Origin of the sequence: Acinetobacter sp. YK3, assembly GCF_001729365.1 — a bacterium.
Classification (GTDB): Bacteria; Pseudomonadota; Gammaproteobacteria; order Pseudomonadales; family Moraxellaceae; genus Acinetobacter; species Acinetobacter vivianii.
Genome location: NZ_LZPJ01000083.1, coordinates 18,670 through 37,976, shown reverse-complemented (window position 1 = coordinate 37,976; position 19,307 = coordinate 18,670). Strand labels below are relative to the sequence as shown.

Genomic DNA, 19,307 nt, shown 5'->3' with positions numbered 1-19,307 from the left:
GAGTTGGTCAATAAAATTGATCAGGATGATGCAGCTTATCAAGCATTGATTGGCGAGTTACAGTCGATTCATCGTAAATTACTACAAGCGCCTAAACAATTCTTATTGGTCTGTGAAGAACATCAATCTGATCGCCTAGTTGAAGAAATTCAAAATGTCTGGGATAAGCTGACTGTTGATGAAACACCTGTTCAATTAACGCAAGTCGAACCCGTGAATACTTCAGATGATGAAGCGTGGTTAATTCAAGCCAATGTACAATTCTGTGCATCTGCTTACCAAGCAGTCGATGTAGCACATCCAGATGCAGCACCATTGATGGTGTTGGCAGCTTATCTACGAAATGGTTTCTTGCATAGTGCCATTCGTGAAAAAGGCGGTGCGTACGGCGGTGGTGCAAGCTATGATGGTAATGCGTGTTCGTTCCGTTTCTATAGCTATCGTGATCCACGTTTGGCAGAAACATTCAACGATTTTGAAGCCAGTGTGCAATGGTTATTAAATACCGAGCAACAGCCACATCAACTTGAAGAAGCTATTCTTGGCTTGGTCGCGAGTATGGATAAACCAGGTTCTCCAGCGGGTGAGGCGATTACAGCATGTTATGCATTGCTACATGCACGTACACCAAAATTCCGTAAGATTCTGCGTGAACGTTTGCTCAATGTGAATCTGGACGATTTACAACGCGTTGCCAAGCAGTATTTATTGGCTCAAAAACCTGTAAAAGCAGTTGTTGCGCCATTTGCGAAACGCGAAGAATTGCAGAAACTTGGATTTAGCATCAAGCAAGTCAATTAAAAGAAAAATTGGAGAATTCTATGGCGTTCAAATCTTTTGAACGTAGTTATCTAGAGCTGAGTGTCTTGACGATACTTGGCTTAACTACGTCGTTGGCACATGCGCAAGCGACCGCACCAGCCAGTCCAGCTACAGCGGATGCATGTGTGGCTTTAGCCTCAAATGCTGAGCGTTTGGCGTGTTATGATGCGATTTTTAAAGCACCTGTTGTGATTCAGTCGCAAGTGCAGACACCAGAGCCTGTGGTTGCTGTAGCGGCCGCACCAGCGCTAGCCAGTACTGAAAAAGCTCAACCAGAATCTTTGAAAGATAAAGTGGTTCAAAAGGTAAGTGATCTTCATATTCTTGGTACTGCGCCCAAGTTTGACCCAAATGTTTCTTTACTGGATCGCCGTTGGGAGCTATCAGAAGATAGTAAGTTAGGTACATGGAATATTCGTGCTTATCAACCTGTCTATTTGCTGCCTGTGTTCTGGACCAGTGACAAGAATGAGTTTCCAAGTAGTCCGAACCCTGAAAATACGGTTAAAGACAAGCAAGAGCTGACCTCGAGCGAAGCCAAGTTCCAGATCTCATTTAAGACCAAGGCTTGGGAAAACATTTTTGGTGATAATGGTGATTTGTGGTTGGGTTATACCCAGTCTTCACGCTGGCAAGTCTATAACTCGGATGAGTCTCGACCTTTCCGTGAAACGAATTACGAGCCTGAAGCGAGCTTAATGTTTAGAACCAATTATGAAGTTTTGGGTCTGAATGCACGCTTACTCGGTGTGACGTTGAACCACCAATCTAATGGTCGCTCTGATCCGTTATCGCGTAGCTGGAACCGTGTCATCTTTAATCTTGGCTTCGAGAAAGACAATTTCGCCTTGATGCTGCGTCCGTGGTATCGCGTTGAGGAAGATGCTAAAGATGACAATAACCCCGATATTAAAGATTATGTAGGTCGTGGTGATTTAACCGCATTTTATCGCAAAGGTGATAACGATTTTTCGTTGATGCTACGTCATTCCTTGAAAGGTGGTGATCGTTCACACGGTGCGGTTCAGTTTGACTGGGCATTCCCGATTACCGGAAAATTGCGTGGACACTTGCAACTGTTTGATGGGTACGGTGAAAGTCTGATTGATTACAATCACCGTGCGACCTACGCGGGCTTGGGCGTATCATTGATGAACTGGTATTAAATGAGTTTAAATATTCCAGAGTCATTATTACAGCTAGAAGCAAATTGTGGTGTGTTCGCACTGTGGCTCATCTTAAAGCAATATCAAACTCATATTGATATTGCTGATCTGATCCAGTTGTGTCGCCATGATCGTCAAGATGGCACATTCACGATTGCACTGGCTGTAGCCATGAAGAAATTAGGCTATACCGTTTCATTTTATACAGCACCTGATCCGAATATCGATGACAATGAAAAGCAGTGTTATCGTGAAGCGGAAGGTCTGCAGATTCCTATTGAGGCTGCTTTAACCTACGCTGAGATACAGCACGCTTTTAAAGATGGCAATTTTGTGATCGTGTTTTATGACACCTTGCAGGGAGTGGGGAACCAGTCCTTGCTTTATTCAATTGATGAACAGGAAGTGAGTTTCTGTGATCATTTTGATGTGATGTCTAAAGCTGTATTTGAACAACAACGCCAAGCTGATGGAATCTGCCAACAAGTGATTGTGATTGAGCAGCCTTCTAGTTTTTATCCAATCTGAATGTTGGCATTGGCGTGTTTTAAACGGCTCTTTTTCGGTGTTGCAATTAAATAGGCCAGCGTTAAAGGGCCGAGTCGACCTGTAAACATCAGTACGCTAAGGACAAATAAACTGCCGTCATGTAATTGGCTTGTCGCGCCGCGTGATAAACCTACTGTACAGGCGGCAGAAACCACCTCAAACATCAAGTCCATCACATCCAGTTTGGGTTCGAGCAGCAGAATAATAAAGCAACCGACAAAGACCAACATGCCTGTAATCGCTGTCACAGCAAGGGCTTTATAGGTTGTTTCTGCTGAAACTGAATGATTAAAAATGCGGATTTCCTCATTACGCCGTAAAAAAGAAAGCACACACAGCAACAAGATCACAAACGTACCGACCTTAATGCCACCAGCAGTACTGAGAGAACCACCACCAATAAACATTAATAGCATGGTGAGTAAGGCTGTACTATGCTCCATCGCACCTGTATCAATTGTATTAAATCCAGAGGATCGAGGAACCGTGGCCTGAAACCATGCATTCATGGCCTGTTCACCTAAACTCATTGAACCGAGCGTCAGTGGATTATTTGACTCTAATAACCAGATCAAGATAAAGGCGACCAGATTCAAAATCGCAATGGTACTGAGGATGAGCTTGCTGTTTGGCGTCAGTTTGCTCCAGCGCTTATTTTGTTTGACATCGATCAGCACCAAAAAGCCAATTCCCCCCAATGTATAGAGCAGGCTGATGGTTAAACAGATCAGATAGTGGCTCTGGAAATTGATCAGACTATTGTCGAACAAGGAAAAGCCTGCATTATTAAAGGCAGAAACGCTATAAAAGATGGCGTAATAAAGCCCGCGGGCAAAGCCATAAATCGGGGCAAATGATGCAGTTAATATCACAACACCAATCAGTTCAAAGAACAGGGTGTAGAGCACAACGCCTTTGGCGACGAAGGTAACTTTGGATAGGCTGGTTTGGCCCAGGCTATCTTGTGCCATCATTTGCTGTTTAAGCCCCAACTTTGGTGCCAGACTCAAGGCTGCCAATATGGCAAAGGTCATAAAACCCAAACCACCCGATTGAATCAATAACAGGATAATAAACTGCCCAAAATGATTGAATGATTCATTCAGATTAACTACGGATAAGCCCGTAATGGTGACGGCTGATGTCGCAGTAAACAAGGCATCCATCCAGCTCACGTTATCTTTATTGGCAATCGGCAGTTTGAGTAATAATGTCCCGATGACAATAAAACTTAAAAAACCAATCGCCAGCAAAGAAGGCGGGCTTAGGTTAAAAATCTTTTGGGAGTTTATTTTTAATGCCATGTTATGCGAAACATCCTGAAAGTTTTCTGAGATGGCTAAGCGAACCTTCCAAAATCAGTACATCATCTGTTTGCAAGGTAAAATTAGGATCGGTTTCATAAAAAATCTGCTGATCACGTTTAAGCAACAACAGTTTAATATTTGGCTCTTGCTTTAAAATACCTGACAAATTGATATTGTTCAGTTTCTCATTAACGGGAACCTTGACGATGTAATGATCATCATCCAGTGCCATATAACGACTCACCATCGGGTAGTTCAGTGCTTGCGCTACACGGACACCCATATCTTCTTCAGGATGGATAATCTTGCTGACATTTAAATGAGAAAGGATGGTGTGATGTGCTTTGGTTTTGGCTTTCACCAGAATCTTCTCAACACCTAAATTCTTCAGGTTTAGCACACAGAGAATACTGGCTTCAATATCTTCGCCAATCGCAACAATAACCGCATCACAATTCTGGATGTTTAGCTCTTCAAGAACGTGCTCATCTGTCGCATCGGCAATCACTGCATGTGTAATACGATCAGCCAGATTTTCTACATTGCGCTTGATGGTATCAATTCCGATGACATCATGATTTAGTTTGGTCAGCTCTAATGCAACAGTTGCCCCAAAACTACCTAAACCAATGACTGCAAACTGTGCCATAACTGTCCTTAACTAAATGATAAAAATATCTTTTTACTCATTTTAAAATGGAATAATTTTCTGTTTGTAATGATTTTGTGTTGTCGTCTATCAAAGATTCAATAGATGTTGATAAAAATAAAGCCGACATCATGCCGGCTTTAAGTCGTTAAGCTGCTTATTTAAGGAAGCGCTTATAGCCAATATTGTTGCTGATTTCAGCATATGGATAAGTGATCTGCTCTAATGTTTCAATCAGACCATCTGGATTCTGTTTAGCATCAGTCGCTTCCAGACCCACCAATACACGACCTTCCGCGGCACCGTGATTACGGTAATGGAACAGGGTAATGTTATGGGTTGGCCCTAAGCGCTCAAGGAAGGTGAGTAGAGCGCCTGGACGTTCTGGGAATTCAACACGGAATAAGCGTTCATTTTCAATATTGGCATGACCACCAATCAGATAACGAATATGCAGTTTTGCCACTTCATCATCAGATAAATCATCCACTTCATATTGCTGTTTTAACATGTTGTGAATTTCATGGCGTTCAGCTTCACCACCTTTTAAGCTAATTCCGACAAAGACCTGAGCCAGATTGCTTGAGCTGGCACGATAGTTAAACTCAGTAATGTTACGGCCTTGCAATGCACGGCAGAAGTTGAGGAATGCACCTTTTTGCTCAGGAATCGTTACGGCATAAATTGCTTCACGGCGTTCACCCAGCTCGGTACGTTCTGCGATATAACGTAAACGGTCAAAGTTCATGTTGGCGCCACAAACAATCGAGACCATATTTTTATCAGTCAATTGATGCTCTGCAACATACTTCTTGATGCCAGCCAAGGCCATGGCACCAGACGGTTCGACGATGCTACGATTTTCATCATAGGTATCTTTAATGGCAGCACAGATTTCATCTGTATCGACCGTTACGATATCCGGTTCAACGATTGGACCTGAGTTATCCGATTTACGTAAACGGATCACATCAAAAGGTAATTCACCAATTTGAGCGACCGCTGTACCATCAGCGAATAGACCTACATGCGGCAATATCACGCGTTCATTTGATTCGAGTGCCGCTTTTAAACATGCCGATTCTTCGTATTCAACGCCAATGACTTTGACATGCGGTGCCACTTCACCGAGATAGGCCGCAACGCCCGCAATGAGTCCGCCACCACCAACAGCAACGAAAACATATTCAACATCACGCCATTGGCGCAGTAATTCATTGGCAATTGTGCCTTGACCAGCAATCACCAGCTCATCGTCATAAGGCGGAATGAAAACCAGTCCTTCATCTTCCGCACGTTGTTTTGCATATTTGTTGGCAACATCAAAGCTATCGCCGTATAACACCACTTGACCGCCCAAGCGTTTAACAGCCTGAACTTTAATATCAGGTGTCGTGCTCGGCATAACGATAATCGCAGGAATACCTAATTTTTTTCCAGACAATGCCACACCTTGCGCATGGTTACCTGCGGATGCACAAATAACACCACGATCGAGCTGATCTTTAGGAAGCTGGCTGATACGGTTATAAGCACCGCGGAGCTTGAAAGAGAACACAGGTTGTAAATCTTCACGCTTAAATCGAATGTTATTATTAATTTTTTGACTAATTCGTGGAGCTGCTTCAAGCGGTGTTTCAATTGCAACATCATAAACCGTTGCTTGTAAAATTTGTCGTACCACACGAGACAGCATGTTCTTCTTCCCTATAACAGTTTAAAATAGACGATCATTGTAGCAAACCCCTGTGCATTTGCGCTGTTTTCTTGCAGCAAATGTCAAAATAGTTGAGTGAAGTCATGAGTCTATATGCAACCCAAGATGAAAAAAAACAAGCTGCGGCAAAAGCAGCTTTGAAACATTTGCCTAAAGGCGGCATTTTGGGCGTAGGAACAGGAAGTACCGTTAATTTTTTAATTGATTTATTGCCTGAATTGCAATTAGAAGCAGCTGTCGCTAGTTCGAATGCAACCGCTGAGCGTTTGAAGAAGCTCGGTATTGAAGTTGTGGATATGAACTCGGTAGGTGGCCTAGATGCCTATGTGGATGGTGCTGACGAAATTGACCGTCATATGCATATGATTAAAGGTGGCGGCGCTGCATTAACCCGTGAAAAAATCGTTGCGTCAATTGCAAAGAAATTTGTATGTATCGTTGATGATTCAAAATGGGTCGACCAGTTGGGTCGTGATTTTCCACTTCCTGTTGAAGTGATTCCAATGGCACGTTCTGCTGTTGCACGTAAAATCGTCGCTTTAGGTGGTGATCCAGTTTATCGCGAAGGTGTGGTTACGGATAATGGTAACGTGATTCTGGATGTATTTAACTTAAACATTCTCAATGCGCTTGAGCTGGAAAAAACCATTAATGACATTCCGGGTGTTGTCACCAACGGTATCTTTGCATTAAATGCAGCAAGCATTGCAATTGTTGCAACTAATAATGGTATCGAAGAGCGTACTGCACAATAATGCAGGCAGTTTCATTAGAAACGTTATTACCTGAAATTAAGGTGGTTCGACATGCAAGGGCGAGAAATCTGCGCTTGCGTGTGGAGCCCACAGGTATTCGTTTAACGGTTCCGCTATTTTGTAGTAAAAAACAGATCCAGCAGTTTTTAACTCATTCTGAGCAATGGCTGGTTGAAACCTGGAGTAGACAACAAAAACAATTTAGTCTGAACGTGGATTTGCCTGAGCAACTTTCATTATTCTTTCATACCCAACCTTTTCAGATCATTCGACAATCACAACGACATATTTTTAAGTTTGATTGGGAACAGCAGACGATCTTTATACGAGATACGGCGTCGGAAAAAGCGTTACAGGCAGCCGTTATGGCTTATGCCAAGCAATTTTTACCTGATTATCTGGATCAGGTCAGTCGGGAAATCGGCTTGGCTTATCAAGCTTGTACTATTCGAAATCCGAAAACCCGTTGGGGAAGTTGTAGTTCCAAACATGACATTATGCTCAGTGCAGCATTAGCGCTGATGCCTGAACACAATGTCCGAGCTGTGTGCGTGCATGAATTAGCACATACCAAACATTTTGATCATAGTGTGGCGTTCTGGAATGAAGTTGCTAAATATGATGAAAACTATCTGATCCATCGTCAGCAACTGAAGCAAATTCAATTACCGAGTTGGTATTATAAAAAGGACTAACCGTTAAAAAAGCGGTTATGTTGTACAGCTAAACCTTTTCGGATACGCCAAGCCTGTTTAAGGTTTGGAACATCATTCTGCCAGTGTTTCAGCACAAGGATGATGGCAATAATTTCCGCACGGGTCAGAATTCCTAGCCAGAACACAATTAGAAATAGAATGTGGGATTGTCCAGTTAGAGTTATTTGTACCAACAGTGCGAATAAAAACAAAGTCCAGATTTTGGCACCGAGACTATGGGTGGCAACTTCTTTGCGAAATTTAATGAAACTGACCACATAAATGGCAATTTCAGATGCAACTAAAATAATGATGGGATAGAGATGCTGTTGAAAAAATGCGGGCTGTTGTAGGTAAATCGAAACGATTGCACAAATAAAAAAGATTTGATCAACATTGGAATCAAGTCGGCGTAAGCGTTCATTTGAGACCCCGAGATGTCGGGCAAGCATGCCATCGAAGATATCGCTAAGCAGACCCATTGTGAGAAAAATGACGGTATAGATCGGATAAAATTCAGGTTGGAATAACGTCACTGCGACGATAAGAAAACCGAGAATGACTCGGGAATAAACAAGTAAGGTCGGAATTTGATATTTTAGAGACATTCAAGAAGTGGAATAACATTATTTATTCTGAGTATAGCATCCGAGTAAATGAATGAATTTTAAAATTATCTATTTCATGTAAATAACAGCAGCCTCGAAAGACTGCTGTCATGTTTAAAACGATTTTATTTAATGCCTAAAGCATCGCGCATGATGAAGAATAAATCGGTTTGATCGAGTAAGCCTGATACATTGGCTGCACGCGGGCCATAAGCGGCTGTACGAACTTGGGCACCTGTATGATGCTGGCTCTTACCTTCAGGTGCAGTGCCGTAGTTGATTGCCATTGCGACACCATCTTTGGTTTTAAGCGCTGCCGTTTGACCCGGGCTGTCACCATCTACTGGAATGATTTGGCTGGTATGCGCATGGTCACCTGTAACAATAATCAGGGTATCACCATGTTCTTTTGCAAATTTTAAAGCAACTTGAATCGCTTCATCGAGTTGTACTGTTTCACCAATTTGACCGCATGGATCAGCAGCGTGATTTCTTTTATCAATTGAACCACTTTCAACTTGTAAGAAGAAACCTTTAGGATTTGGTTTAAGCAGTTCAATTGCTTTATCAGTCATTTGTGCCAAGCGTGGTGTAGATGCCGTAAATTCAGGATTATCTCTACAGCTTTCAGCCTCTTTCTTATGGCCATTTAATTGTGTTGCTGGACCACTCCAAATCACAGGAAGGTTGCCATTTGCAAATAAACCGAGTAAAGGTTGGTTTTGATTGGCGCTATCAACGGCTTTTAATGAGTTCAGATCTTCAACGATACGATAATTTTCTAATTTCGCACGCTCAAGCAAAGTCTTGTCTTTGAAAGGACCTGCTTTTGCAACTTCATAGAATGTTTTCTTACCGCCACCTAAAGTCACGTCAGCACGTGTTGTTAGAAGCTGTTCTGTGATCGAACCTAATCCACCATTTTCCAGTGCGCTTTCAGGACAGCGTTTGGTTGTTTCATTTGGCCCATAACACTTACGTGCGCTGATATGAGAGACCAAAGCAGCTGGGGTTGCATCTTGCAGTTCAGTCGTTGTGACATTACCTGTCGCAAAACCAGCTTTTTTCGCAAGTTCCAAAATAGTTGCATGGTGTTTTTGATAAATGTCTACGCCAAGTGCATTATTATAAGTTTTAACCCCAGAAGCCCATGCCGTCGCAGAAGCTGCCGAGTCTGTTACATAATCAATTGCACCATTTTTATCCAGCGCATAAGTTGTATAACTACCTGTAAAAGGGAGTACATCTAAACCTTTAAAGTAACCCGCAGCGCCTTCTGCATAATTTCGCGCAGAGGTAATCTCTGAATCACTGGTACCATCGCCAATAAAGAGAATAATATTTTTTACGGTCTTATCACTTAAAGAATCTTTTAATGCTTGTGTGCGTTCTTGTTTTAAGCGAGTTGCGCCACCGAACTGACGAATATCACCTTTTGCACCAGGTTCTAATAATTCTCCAGGCTGTGGGTTAGGAGAGGTGATAGGAGGTTCGGTTGTTGGTGGTTTTGGTTGTGGGGTTGGCTGGTTATTATTAGAGGAATCGTTGTCGCTTCCGCAACCAACAAGTAATGAAATAAGAGCAGGTAAAAGTAATGGTTTAAGTTTCACTTAATTTCAACCTAAAGATTAGTTGAAATGGATAGTAATAATTAAATGTTAAGGTTTGGTTAAAATTATATTTTGATTTTCTTTATATTATTTTAAAAAGGCATTGAAACCGAGATTCCAGTGCCTTTATTTATATTTTAAGTTTTTAAAAACTACATTGTAATTGTGTTGTTTGCAGTTGATCTGGAGCTTTACGATTGTCAAGCCCAGCACTTGCACTGACTACCTGATTGGCTTTGATTTGAATCTGAATAAAATTATATTGGAAGGTGGCGTTAGTGGGTTGTGATGAACTGCTATTTAAAAGATATTCGTGAGTTGTTTTATTGACCTGTAATAGGTTGTCGGTACTGTCCGCATCAAGTGTTGAGCGATAAGTTTGAGAGCCTTTAATCAGTTCAAGCACACCATTTGCCCGAATATTGAGTTGACAGCCATTGCCATCATCATAATGACCAATCAGATATTCAATAGAAGGTAAGTTCACATTAACCAGATTAATTCCCGTTAATCCTTGCTTACATGGATAAGCTGAGCCATTGCAGGTTGCAGTTGTATCTACAAAGCCAACCGCACGACGGTAATCGCCTGCACCTGAAACACGGAATGAATCAGTAGATTCTATTTGAGGATCAAAGCTATAAACTTTTTGTTCTAATAAATTATAGCCTGATGGATTGATTGAATCCTGCTGGTAGTTCTTTGCTAGTTGTAAGGTCGATTCTTTTAAAGAGGTGCCATAATCATCCCGAACCATTTTTTGGTTTGCGGCTATTTTTAACAGTGTATTTTGAGCTGGATCGATATTTTCTGGTGCATTAGAAACAAGTGTTTTTAAGGCTGTCTGATCACCCCGTAGTATTTTTCCATCAAGTTGCCCATCTCTTAAATCAATTGCCAGATTTTTAGTAAACTCGGTAAAAGAATCGGTGGGAAAGCTGTTGGCCCATTGCTGAATATAACCAAAACTAAAAAAGACAGTAGTATAAAGCGCTGGTAAATTAATGATATCTTGGGCTGTAAAACTGCTGAGTGAATAGGCAGGACTTAAATTAGGTAGATCGATACTATTAAAAGCACTTAATAAGGCTGTATTTACATCATTTGAAGCCAGTTTTAAATGTAAACTGCTAATTCCCGTCGGATCAATTTTGGCATCAGTTGGAAGATATCCAGAGCGAATAAGCGCTCTTTGATAAACAGCTTCCGAATTCGGATTAATAAAAACAGTCTGGTTAGTTGAATTGAGATTAATTTCAATCAGTGTATTTAATTGAGTTGAAACATTATTGTATTGACCTGACAAGGGATTATAAATAAGCGCACTCGGCAGGGTTGTTAATTCCACTCTATAAATACGATTTTTAACGCTTTGAGGCAAGGTCAGTGCAAGATTGGTGGTTGTATTGGCTGTCTGCTCTAAAATTAAAGTGTTGTCTGTATTGTCATAAACCTTAATGCTGATATTACGCAGCTCAACAGGCACTTTAACATTTAATGTTCTTGGACTAGGTGTTGGCGTGGTTGGAGTTTCAGTCGGAGTTGATGCTTCGCTTTCACCACTTCCGCAACCGACTAATGTTGAACTCAATAGAAGGGTACCAAGTCCTACGCAAATATAGTGATTTAATCTTTGTTTTTGTCTCAAAGAAGGCATTCCAGCTCTCCAAAATTTTGCATCCATGAAATTTATTATTACCGCAATGTTTTTTTATTCTATTCGAATCCCTAGCGGAAACAATAGCGTTTCTTGACCAATGGTGAAATCATTTCGGATAAAACAAATTGATTTATCTTTAATTGTTGGATCAATAAAAATATAGACTGAAGATAACAACATAAATTTCCAAGCCAGCAGATATTTATTTTCTTAAAAGTTAGAGACTTGAAGATTGTGTAAAAGAGGGCAAACTGCCATACTACAGGCCTAAATGAAAGCTAGAGGTGTCACACGTGATTTCTGTTGGTATTGTTGGTGGAACTGGATACACAGGGGTTGAACTATTACGTCTATTACTTAGACATTCACAGGTTCAAGTTCGTATTCTCACTTCTCGTACAGAAGCAGGAAAGCGCGTTGCGGATATGTTCCCAAGTTTGCGTGGTCACACGACACTTGAGTTTTCAGACCTTGATTTAGAACAACTCAAACAATGTGATGTGGTGTTTTTCGCGACACCACATGGTGTTGCCATGCAGCATGCAGAAGTTTTAACCGCTGCTGGTACTAAAGTGGTTGATCTTGCGGCAGATTTCCGTTTGCAGAATCTTGAGCAATTTGAAAAATGGTACGGCATGCAACATAGCTGTCCAATGATTTTGAAAGATTCTGTTTATGGTTTAACTGAATTAAATCGTGAAAAGATCAAACAGGCTCAAGTTATTGGTAATCCTGGCTGTTATCCAACAACAGTACAATTGGGCTTAGCACCTTTGTTGAAATCGGATACTCAGCTAATCAATACGCAAGGCATTATTGTTGATGCGAAATCTGGTGTCTCTGGTGCAGGCCGTAAAGCTAGTCTTGGCATGATTTATAGTGAGAATGCAGATAATTTCAAAGCCTATGGCGTTGCTGGGCATCGTCATCATCCTGAAATTGTGGAAGCGCTTGAAAATATTTCAGGTCAAAAAGGTCAGTTTGATCAACTGATTTTTGTACCTCATCTGGTTCCGATGATTCGTGGCATGTTGAGCACGATTTATGTTGATTTAACAGAACAGGGCCAGCAAGCAGATTTACAGGCACTTTATGAAGATTTTTATAAAGATGAACGCTTTGTTGATGTGATGCCTGCGAATAGTTCACCAGAAACACGTAGCGTTCGTGGCGCGAATGAACTCAGAATTGCACTTTATCGCCCACAACCAAATAAGCTGATTATCTTGGTGGCTCAGGATAATTTAGTCAAAGGTGCAGCAGGTCAGGCCATTCAAAATATGAACTTAATGTTTGGTTTTGACGAGGCTGCTGGCTTAGAAGGCATTGGTTTATTACCATAAAAAACGCTTTTTTACTTCACACACATTTAAATTTCGATTTTAATGTGTGCTTTGATGCAAATCATAACGATAGAGATGATGATGGAAAACGTTGAACCGACTACTTCACCAGACAGTTCCGTTGAGAAAAATAAGTTTTTAAAAACGAATTTACCTTTAATTATTGGTGCTACCGTTCTGATCGGTAGCAGTTTTATGCTTGGTTATACTGTCGGACACCGTCAGGGTTTAACCGTTGTTGGCTATGATGCTGATGCGGAACAATTGGTTGATGTTGTCCAGAAGCAGAAGACTGCGTTGGATGCTGTGAGCAAAAACTTAAATGCAGCTGTGCAAGAGCGTGATATGGCTGTGGGCAATGCAGATGACTTATTTAAATCTGTGAATCAGGCCAATGCAGATAAGGCTCAGTTTGAAGGAATGAACGCGATTTATCGTGAAATCCTGAGACAACGTGGTGGTGTAAGTTTAACGATTCAAAATATGGCAATTAAGTCATTACCTGAAAATGCGTATGAATATCAGATTGATCTTGTTCAGGTCAGCCCGAATAAACGCCGTGCTTCAGGTTCAGTCGAATTACGTCTGATTAAAGACACTGAAGTTTTAGTCGTACCTTTAGAAGATAAAAACTTCAACTTTGAAGATTTTGAGCGTTTAACTGGCCGTTGGACAATGCCAAAAGGCTTTACACCGCAATTTATTGAAGTGCGCTTAACTGGATCAGGTACACCGATCATTAAACGTTTTAGCTGGCAACGTGGTAAGCCTGTGGATGTAAGTTCTGCCTTTGTGTCAGAAATTCCTCAAGCCGAAGCGAATGCTCAATAATTTTTTAGATTAAGAACTGGATATGCGAAGATACAAGCGTCAAATGAATTTAAGTGAAGTGAAAAACTCTTTTCATCAATCAGGTTATGTCGATTGGCACTTAAATCCACGTTTAAGTGATTCGCAGGAAGATCATGAAGGTGAAGTGGTTGTACAAACAGCCCCACCTGAATTAAAGCGTCCGCCATTATATGCGGTGGTTTTAATGAATGATGATTACACACCAATGGATTTTGTGATTGAAGTCTTACAAAGTTATTTTGGGATGGACTTTGATCAGGCCAGTCAAGTGATGCTGACCGTTCATTATGAAGGTAAGGGAACAGCGGGTATATACCCACGTGATATTGCTGAAACCAAAGCCAATCAAGTGAATAACTATGCTCGTGCACAAGGCCATCCGTTGTTATGCCAGATCGAACCTGAGCGAGGATAAACAAAGCAACGCTTTGTCCGAGCGCAAGACGAGCAACTATGTTGCGAGTGCAGGCGTTAAGAAAAGCGAAGCTTTGTTCCGAGCGCAAGACCTTGCGCCATGATATGGCTCATATGTTGCGAGTAACAGCGTTAAAAAAGCAACGCACTTGCGGAATGTTATTCCTCATGCGTCAGACGAACAGTTAGGCTGTAAGTCAAAGCATTAAAACTATATTCCCGTTCTATAAAACGCATAGCAAAACTCTTGAGAAGTCTTTACGCTTCTCAGGAATTTAGCGCCTGATGATTATATTGAGATTTAGTATTCATCCTTAAATTGTTAAATCATATTGGCTTGATTTTTATGAGGCCTAATTAACATTTGAAAAATTCACTTTAACTACATTATTCTGATATTTATTAAGTAAATTATCATATTTGCTGAATATTTAATCAAATTGGTGGGTTTTATCCACTTTGTAATTGAATTTTTACAACAATACTTTGTTTTGAAACTTGACCAAGATAGTCAACTAATGCTAACAGTAGAATATGAAGCAAAGAGACTTGTAGATGTCTATTCAATCACGTTTACAGAAGCTCAGCGGATCAAGTTAATAATTCGCTTTTTCATTAAAAGATTCTCTTTTTTTGATAGAGCCCAAGATATAAGGGGGTTACATGCTCAGTCGTCAATTAGAAGTATCGTTACGTTTGGCTGTTAGCATGGCTCGTCAAAAGAGACATGAGTTTCTGACAGTTGAACATTTGTTGCTTGCCTTGCTGGATAATGATTCAGCCGTAAATGCGTTAAAAGCCTGCGGTGCTGATATCGTTACTTTGCGTAAAGAATTAGAGGAATATGTAGAGCAACATACCCCGAAACTTGGTGATAATAGTGAACAGGCTCCTCATCCAACAGAGAGTTTTGACCGAATTTTGCAACGTGCCATTTTCCATGTTCAATCAAGCGGTGGTGATCGTACAGTTGAAGGTGCCGATGTTCTCGTCGCAATGTATTCGGAACGGGATTCTTTTGCAGTTTATTTGCTTAAACGTCATCAAATTAACCGTTTGACTTTGACTCAATACTTATCTCATGGCACACGTAAAGATGAGATTCAGGTTGAAGAAGAAGTTGAAGATATTGAAGGTGAAAATGCGGCTTCTGCCAATGCAGGCCCATTAGAGCAATATACACTTAACTTAAATGTTGAAGCTCAAAAGGGTAAAACCGATCCTTTAATTGGACGTGAAAAAGAGATTGAGCGTGCGGCACAAATTTTATGTCGTCGTCGTAAAAACAACCCGCTTTTAGTAGGTGATCCGGGCGTCGGTAAAACCTCAATTGCTGAAGGTTTGGCTTGGTTAATCGTGAACGGTAAAGCGCCTAAACCATTGGCTAATGCTGAAGTCTATAGTCTGGATATCGGTGCGCTTGTTGCAGGTACTAAATATCGTGGTGACTTTGAAAAGCGTTTAAAACAATTGTTGAATGCTTTGAAAAAGAATCCAAATGCGATTTTATTCATTGATGAAATTCATATGATTATTGGTGCTGGTTCGAGCATGGGCAGCACTATGGATGCATCGAATTTGATTAAGCCTGCGCTAGCAAATGGTAGCTTACGTTGCATTGGCTCAACCACTTTCCAGGAATATCGTCAGGTATTTGAAAAAGATCATGCTTTGTCTCGTCGTTTCCAGAAAATTGACGTGAATGAACCGAGTATCAATGAAACGATTGAAATTTTACGTGGCTTGAAAAACAAGTTCGAAGATTTCCATCATGTGGAATACGACGATAAAGCTTTGGTTGCGGCTGTTGAGCTGTCTGCGAAATTTATCAATGATCGTTTCTTACCAGATAAAGCCATTGATGTGATTGACGAAGCGGGTGCGCAACGCCGTCTGAAAGCGGAAGTAGATGGTACAACCATCTCTGTTGAAAATATCGAGGACATCGTTTCTAAGATTGCCCGTATTCCACCGAAAACGGTTTCTAAAGATGACAAGTCTGTACTTGAGAATCTGGAACGTGATCTTAAGCGTGTGGTGTTTGGACAGGATGAAGCTATCACGGCACTTTCATCAGCAATCAAATTGTCTCGTGCAGGCTTAAAAGCACCAGATAAACCAGTCGGTAGTTTTGTATTTGCTGGCCCAACAGGTGTCGGTAAAACCGAGGTCACAAAACAGCTGGCGAAATTGCTGGGTGTAGAGCTGGTTCGTTTCGATATGTCGGAATATATGGAGCGTCATGCGGTTTCCCGTTTGATCGGTGCGCCTCCAGGTTATGTTGGCTATGATCAGGGTGGTTTACTGACTGATGCGATTCATAAAAATCCGCATTGTGTACTCTTGCTCGATGAGATTGAAAAAGCACATCCAGATGTATTTAACTTGCTGTTGCAAATCATGGATCACGGTGCCTTGACTGATAATAACGGTCGAAAATCTGATTTCAGAAATGTGATTATTGTTTTAACAACCAACATTGGTGCTGAAAGTATTGTCCGTGCTAGCATTGGCTTTACTGAACAAGATCATAGTTCAGACAATCAGGATGCAATGAAACGTGCATTCTCTCCTGAATTCCGTAACCGTTTAGATGGCGTGATTCAATTTAAAGCACTTCCAACTACGATTATTGATTCAGTGGTAGATAAATTCTTAACCGAGTTGCAAGCGCAACTGGATGAGAAACAAGTGGTACTTGATGTCGATCAAAGTGCTCGTGACTGGTTATCAACCAATGGTTATGACCGTTTGATGGGTGCTCGTCCAATGCAACGTCTGATTCAGGAACATCTGAAAAAGCCACTTGCTGAGATGATTCTATTCGGTGAGCTTGCTGAGCATGGTGGTAACGTTGCGGTTTCTGTGAAAACAGAAAATGGCAAAGAAGTCGGTTTAAAACTGGAAGTATTTGAAGATCATATTAACCCGAGTGCTGAACCTGCTTAATGTTTGAACTTTCTTTCTCAATAACCCAAGTACTTAAAGTATTTGGGTTATTTTTCGTCACAGCAATTGCTGAAATCTTAGGTTGTTATTTTCCTTATTTGATTTTGAATCAAGGAAAGTCGCATTGGTTATGGATTCCTACAGCGTTAAGTTTGGCTGTATTTGTCTGGCTACTCACCTTACATCCAGCTGCATCTGGTCGAATTTATGCGGCCTATGGTGGAATTTATATTTTTACGGCTTTGATGTGGTTACGCTATGTTGATCAAGTCATGTTGACACGCTGGGATATTCTGGGTGGGATCGTTGTTGTTTGTGGCGCCTGCCTGATTATTTTACAGCCGCAAGGTTTGGTTCGTTAAATAAACATCAGCATGGTGCAGATTGTCACCATGCTGAGATTAAGTCCTATAGAAATTAACTGAGTACATAGCTTTCATGGATTCCGCATTCCGCAACAAAGCTTTCATCGTGTGATACCAGTATCACAGCACCATTAAAAGAGCGAATTGCTTGGGCCAGTAATTCACGAGATTCAATATCGAGATGGTTCTCTGGTTCATCGAGAAGCAACAACTCAACTGCTTGTTGTTTTAAACCCAATAATGCTACTTTCAAACGTTCTCCACCGCTCAATTTTGTTAAAGGACTCAACGCTTTATCTCTACGGATTTGTAAGTTGCCTAATAGGGTGCGTGCCTGTTGCTCGGTCAGATTTGAATCTATACCACATAGATATTCAACAGCAGATAGATTTTCATTGAGTAATGAAAGGTTCTGGTCCAGATAGACAGCGCTTACTTTGCAATAAATCTCTCCTGCAAGTGGCGGGATTAAGCCTTGAAGGGTTTTGAGTAAAGTGGATTTACCCGTACCGTTTGCGCCACTTAAATGCAATTTTTCACCAGTGGATAGGGCTAGATCAATTGGCTGTGTTTTTGCATAAGTCAGTTGTAATTGCTGACAGCGTAAGATTTCACCTGATTTACCAGTCGTTTGAGTAAATTCAAAAGACTGTGATTTAAGATGCTCCAGTTGCGTTTGTTTTTGCTGTAACTCATCTTTTGCATCTGCAAGCTGTTTGCTCTGCTGTTTTCGTAAATGTGAAAGAGATTGCTCAGATTGTTCTTTCTTGGCATCCAACAAGATCGAAGCTTGAGAACCAGAGGCTCTTAACTTTTCACCCGTTTTTTTTCGCTTTTGCGCTTTCATCTGACTTTGATGTTGTTGCTCTTTAAGCTGTTTTAACTCGCGTTTCTCTTGTTGCACTGCATGTGATAATGCTTCAACTTGTAACTGATGTTGTTGCTGATAGAGCGCGTAATTGCCACCATAGTACTGTAGACCGAGCTGGTTTAAGGCAAAAATACCTTGTACATGAGAAAGTAATTGTCGATCATGACTGATCATTAAACCACCCGTAGGATGTTGCGCCATTTGCGCTATTAACCATTGTCGTCCTTGAGTATCCAGATGATTGCTAGGTTCATCCAAAAGCAGATAATGATCTTTCAATAAGAATAAGCGACAAAGGGCAAGCTTGGTTTTTTGGCCTTCACTCAAATGTTGAGTCGGGGTATCTAGTGTTGTAGGTAATCCTGCACTTTCTAACAATTGTTGCCATTCGGTTGGTAAGTGCCAGAGATGTTCAACCCGATCATAATCGCTAAATAAAGCAGTACCTTGCTGAATCCGTTCAAAGCATTGATATAAATCTTCAATATCCAAAGCTTGAGCAATGGTATCGGCTTGTACACGTTGGAGTTGCGCAAGATGCTGATGTGGGCATTGCCATGAAATTTGGCCTGAATAAGCGAGTTCAGTCGATTGCCCGTGAAGTAGAGACATCAATAGTGATTTACCCTGACCATTACGTCCAATCAATCCGCAAAACTGATGTAAGGGCAGTTGGAATGAAAGCTGGTCGAAGAGTTTGTGCTGTGCCAATTCAAGCGATAGATTTGAAACGATACATGCCTGTTGAGTCATAAGAAACCTCATAAACAGGATATGCAAAATAGCGAGATAGAGATAAATTTTAGAATGACAATCGCTAAACGATAGATAAGTCTATTTTGCACATCAAAAAAGAAAAATGGATTTTGATGAGAAAAATAGGACTTACTTCATTGGCGTAATCTCGGGTTGATGTATTTTTCATCTATTTTATGAGCTAAGCGAGCAAAGGTCAAATTTCAGGATTTTTAAGTT

At 41.0% G+C, this 19,307-nt stretch carries 17 protein-coding genes; 10 read left to right on the top strand and 7 right to left on the bottom strand.

Annotated elements, in window-relative coordinates; translation table 11 throughout:
• From A9Z07_RS08535 to A9Z07_RS08525, 3 genes are all read left to right on the top strand, one after another.
• The coding region (locus A9Z07_RS08535; RefSeq protein WP_413772627.1) for an insulinase family protein at nucleotides 1-801 on the top strand (801 nt) is incomplete at its 5' end.
• A 20-nt stretch (nucleotides 802-821) separates the two neighbouring features.
• A complete protein-coding gene (locus A9Z07_RS08530) occupies nucleotides 822-1,988 on the top strand; it encodes a phospholipase A (RefSeq protein ID WP_069577939.1) in 1,167 nt (388 codons plus the stop codon).
• Complete coding sequence (locus A9Z07_RS08525) at nucleotides 1,989-2,516, top strand: cysteine peptidase family C39 domain-containing protein (protein ID WP_069577938.1); 528 nt, start codon at nucleotides 1,989-1,991, stop codon at nucleotides 2,514-2,516.
• Here A9Z07_RS08525 and A9Z07_RS08520 read toward each other — a convergent pair.
• The 3 genes from A9Z07_RS08520 to ilvA all read right to left on the bottom strand — a co-directional run bounded on the left by A9Z07_RS08520 (nucleotide 2,504) and on the right by ilvA (nucleotide 6,189).
• A complete protein-coding gene (locus A9Z07_RS08520) occupies nucleotides 2,504-3,841 on the bottom strand; it encodes a TrkH family potassium uptake protein (protein WP_069577937.1) in 1,338 nt (445 codons plus the stop codon). The two genes, A9Z07_RS08525 and A9Z07_RS08520, sit on opposite strands and share 13 nt — an antisense overlap.
• Nucleotide 3,842: 1 nt before the next feature.
• Nucleotides 3,843-4,493 (bottom strand): potassium channel family protein, encoded by a 651-nt coding sequence (locus tag A9Z07_RS08515; protein ID WP_004772416.1) that lies wholly within the window; start codon nucleotides 4,491-4,493, stop codon nucleotides 3,843-3,845.
• Nucleotides 4,494-4,650: 157 nt separating this feature from the next.
• A complete protein-coding gene (gene ilvA, locus A9Z07_RS08510; RefSeq protein ID WP_069577936.1) occupies nucleotides 4,651-6,189 on the bottom strand; it encodes a threonine ammonia-lyase, biosynthetic in 1,539 nt (512 codons plus the stop codon).
• A gap of 104 nt (nucleotides 6,190-6,293) precedes the next feature.
• On the opposite strand from ilvA, the gene rpiA reads away from it, so the two are divergent.
• The gene (gene rpiA, locus A9Z07_RS08505; protein ID WP_004772412.1) at nucleotides 6,294-6,965 is read left to right on the top strand and encodes a ribose-5-phosphate isomerase RpiA; all 672 of its coding nucleotides are present in this window, start codon (nucleotides 6,294-6,296) and stop codon (nucleotides 6,963-6,965) included.
• A complete protein-coding gene (locus A9Z07_RS08500) occupies nucleotides 6,965-7,660 on the top strand; it encodes a M48 family metallopeptidase (protein ID WP_069577935.1) in 696 nt (231 codons plus the stop codon). Before rpiA ends, A9Z07_RS08500 begins: the two co-directional genes overlap by 1 nt.
• Here the strand turns inward: A9Z07_RS08500 and A9Z07_RS08495 are convergent.
• From A9Z07_RS08495 to A9Z07_RS08485, 3 genes are all read right to left on the bottom strand, one after another.
• Nucleotides 7,657-8,268, bottom strand: a complete 612-nt coding sequence (locus A9Z07_RS08495) for a CDP-alcohol phosphatidyltransferase family protein (RefSeq protein ID WP_069577934.1) — start codon at nucleotides 8,266-8,268, stop codon at nucleotides 7,657-7,659. The two genes, A9Z07_RS08500 and A9Z07_RS08495, sit on opposite strands and share 4 nt — an antisense overlap.
• A gap of 125 nt (nucleotides 8,269-8,393) precedes the next feature.
• Nucleotides 8,394-9,878, bottom strand: a complete 1,485-nt coding sequence (phoA, locus tag A9Z07_RS08490; RefSeq protein WP_062848022.1) for an alkaline phosphatase — start codon at nucleotides 9,876-9,878, stop codon at nucleotides 8,394-8,396.
• A 145-nt stretch (nucleotides 9,879-10,023) separates the two neighbouring features.
• A complete protein-coding gene (locus A9Z07_RS08485; RefSeq protein WP_069577933.1) occupies nucleotides 10,024-11,535 on the bottom strand; it encodes a hypothetical protein in 1,512 nt (503 codons plus the stop codon).
• Between the two features lie 296 nt (nucleotides 11,536-11,831).
• Here A9Z07_RS08485 and argC point away from each other — a divergent pair, with 296 nt between their 5' ends.
• The 5 genes from argC (at nucleotide 11,832) to A9Z07_RS08460 (ending at nucleotide 17,458) form a co-directional block, all read left to right on the top strand.
• A complete protein-coding gene (gene argC, locus A9Z07_RS08480; RefSeq protein WP_069577940.1) occupies nucleotides 11,832-12,881 on the top strand; it encodes an N-acetyl-gamma-glutamyl-phosphate reductase in 1,050 nt (349 codons plus the stop codon).
• Between the two features lie 81 nt (nucleotides 12,882-12,962).
• On the top strand, nucleotides 12,963-13,712 hold the full coding sequence (locus A9Z07_RS08475; protein ID WP_004772399.1) for a DUF6776 family protein: 750 nt from the start codon (nucleotides 12,963-12,965) through the stop codon (nucleotides 13,710-13,712).
• A gap of 22 nt (nucleotides 13,713-13,734) precedes the next feature.
• Complete coding sequence (clpS, locus tag A9Z07_RS08470; RefSeq protein ID WP_171067701.1) at nucleotides 13,735-14,148, top strand: ATP-dependent Clp protease adapter ClpS; 414 nt, start codon at nucleotides 13,735-13,737, stop codon at nucleotides 14,146-14,148.
• Nucleotides 14,149-14,810: 662 nt separating this feature from the next.
• Nucleotides 14,811-17,096, top strand: coding sequence for an ATP-dependent Clp protease ATP-binding subunit ClpA (gene clpA, locus A9Z07_RS08465; protein ID WP_004772396.1), 2,286 nt, complete (start codon nucleotides 14,811-14,813; stop codon nucleotides 17,094-17,096).
• Nucleotides 17,096-17,458: a YnfA family protein gene (locus A9Z07_RS08460; RefSeq protein WP_005257818.1), complete on the top strand. Its 363-nt coding sequence runs from the start codon at nucleotides 17,096-17,098 to the stop codon at nucleotides 17,456-17,458. Before clpA ends, A9Z07_RS08460 begins: the two co-directional genes overlap by 1 nt.
• A 55-nt stretch (nucleotides 17,459-17,513) precedes the next feature.
• Here A9Z07_RS08460 and A9Z07_RS08455 read toward each other — a convergent pair whose 3' ends face one another.
• A complete protein-coding gene (locus A9Z07_RS08455; RefSeq protein WP_069577932.1) occupies nucleotides 17,514-19,085 on the bottom strand; it encodes an ATP-binding cassette domain-containing protein in 1,572 nt (523 codons plus the stop codon).
• Nucleotides 19,086-19,307: the final 222 nt, after the last annotated feature.

Bases quoted from the DNA above. Each gene is read 5' to 3' on its own strand.
- A9Z07_RS08525 (WP_069577938.1), top strand. From the start codon at position 1,989: ATGAGTTTAAATATTCCAGAGTCATTATTACAGCTAGAAGCAAATTGT.
- A9Z07_RS08460 (WP_005257818.1), top strand. From the start codon at position 17,096: ATGTTTGAACTTTCTTTCTCAATAACCCAAGTACTTAAAGTATTTGGG.
- clpS (WP_171067701.1), top strand. From the start codon at position 13,735: ATGCGAAGATACAAGCGTCAAATGAATTTAAGTGAAGTGAAAAACTCT.
- A9Z07_RS08455 (WP_069577932.1), bottom strand. From the start codon at position 19,085: ATGACTCAACAGGCATGTATCGTTTCAAATCTATCGCTTGAATTGGCA.
- A9Z07_RS08475 (WP_004772399.1), top strand. From the start codon at position 12,963: ATGGAAAACGTTGAACCGACTACTTCACCAGACAGTTCCGTTGAGAAA.
- clpA (WP_004772396.1), top strand. From the start codon at position 14,811: ATGCTCAGTCGTCAATTAGAAGTATCGTTACGTTTGGCTGTTAGCATG.
- A9Z07_RS08520 (WP_069577937.1), bottom strand. From the start codon at position 3,841: ATGGCATTAAAAATAAACTCCCAAAAGATTTTTAACCTAAGCCCGCCT.
- A9Z07_RS08495 (WP_069577934.1), bottom strand. From the start codon at position 8,268: ATGTCTCTAAAATATCAAATTCCGACCTTACTTGTTTATTCCCGAGTC.
- A9Z07_RS08515 (WP_004772416.1), bottom strand. From the start codon at position 4,493: ATGGCACAGTTTGCAGTCATTGGTTTAGGTAGTTTTGGGGCAACTGTT.
- A9Z07_RS08485 (WP_069577933.1), bottom strand. From the start codon at position 11,535: ATGCCTTCTTTGAGACAAAAACAAAGATTAAATCACTATATTTGCGTA.
- A9Z07_RS08500 (WP_069577935.1), top strand. From the start codon at position 6,965: ATGCAGGCAGTTTCATTAGAAACGTTATTACCTGAAATTAAGGTGGTT.
- rpiA (WP_004772412.1), top strand. From the start codon at position 6,294: ATGAGTCTATATGCAACCCAAGATGAAAAAAAACAAGCTGCGGCAAAA.
- A9Z07_RS08530 (WP_069577939.1), top strand. From the start codon at position 822: ATGGCGTTCAAATCTTTTGAACGTAGTTATCTAGAGCTGAGTGTCTTG.
- ilvA (WP_069577936.1), bottom strand. From the start codon at position 6,189: ATGCTGTCTCGTGTGGTACGACAAATTTTACAAGCAACGGTTTATGAT.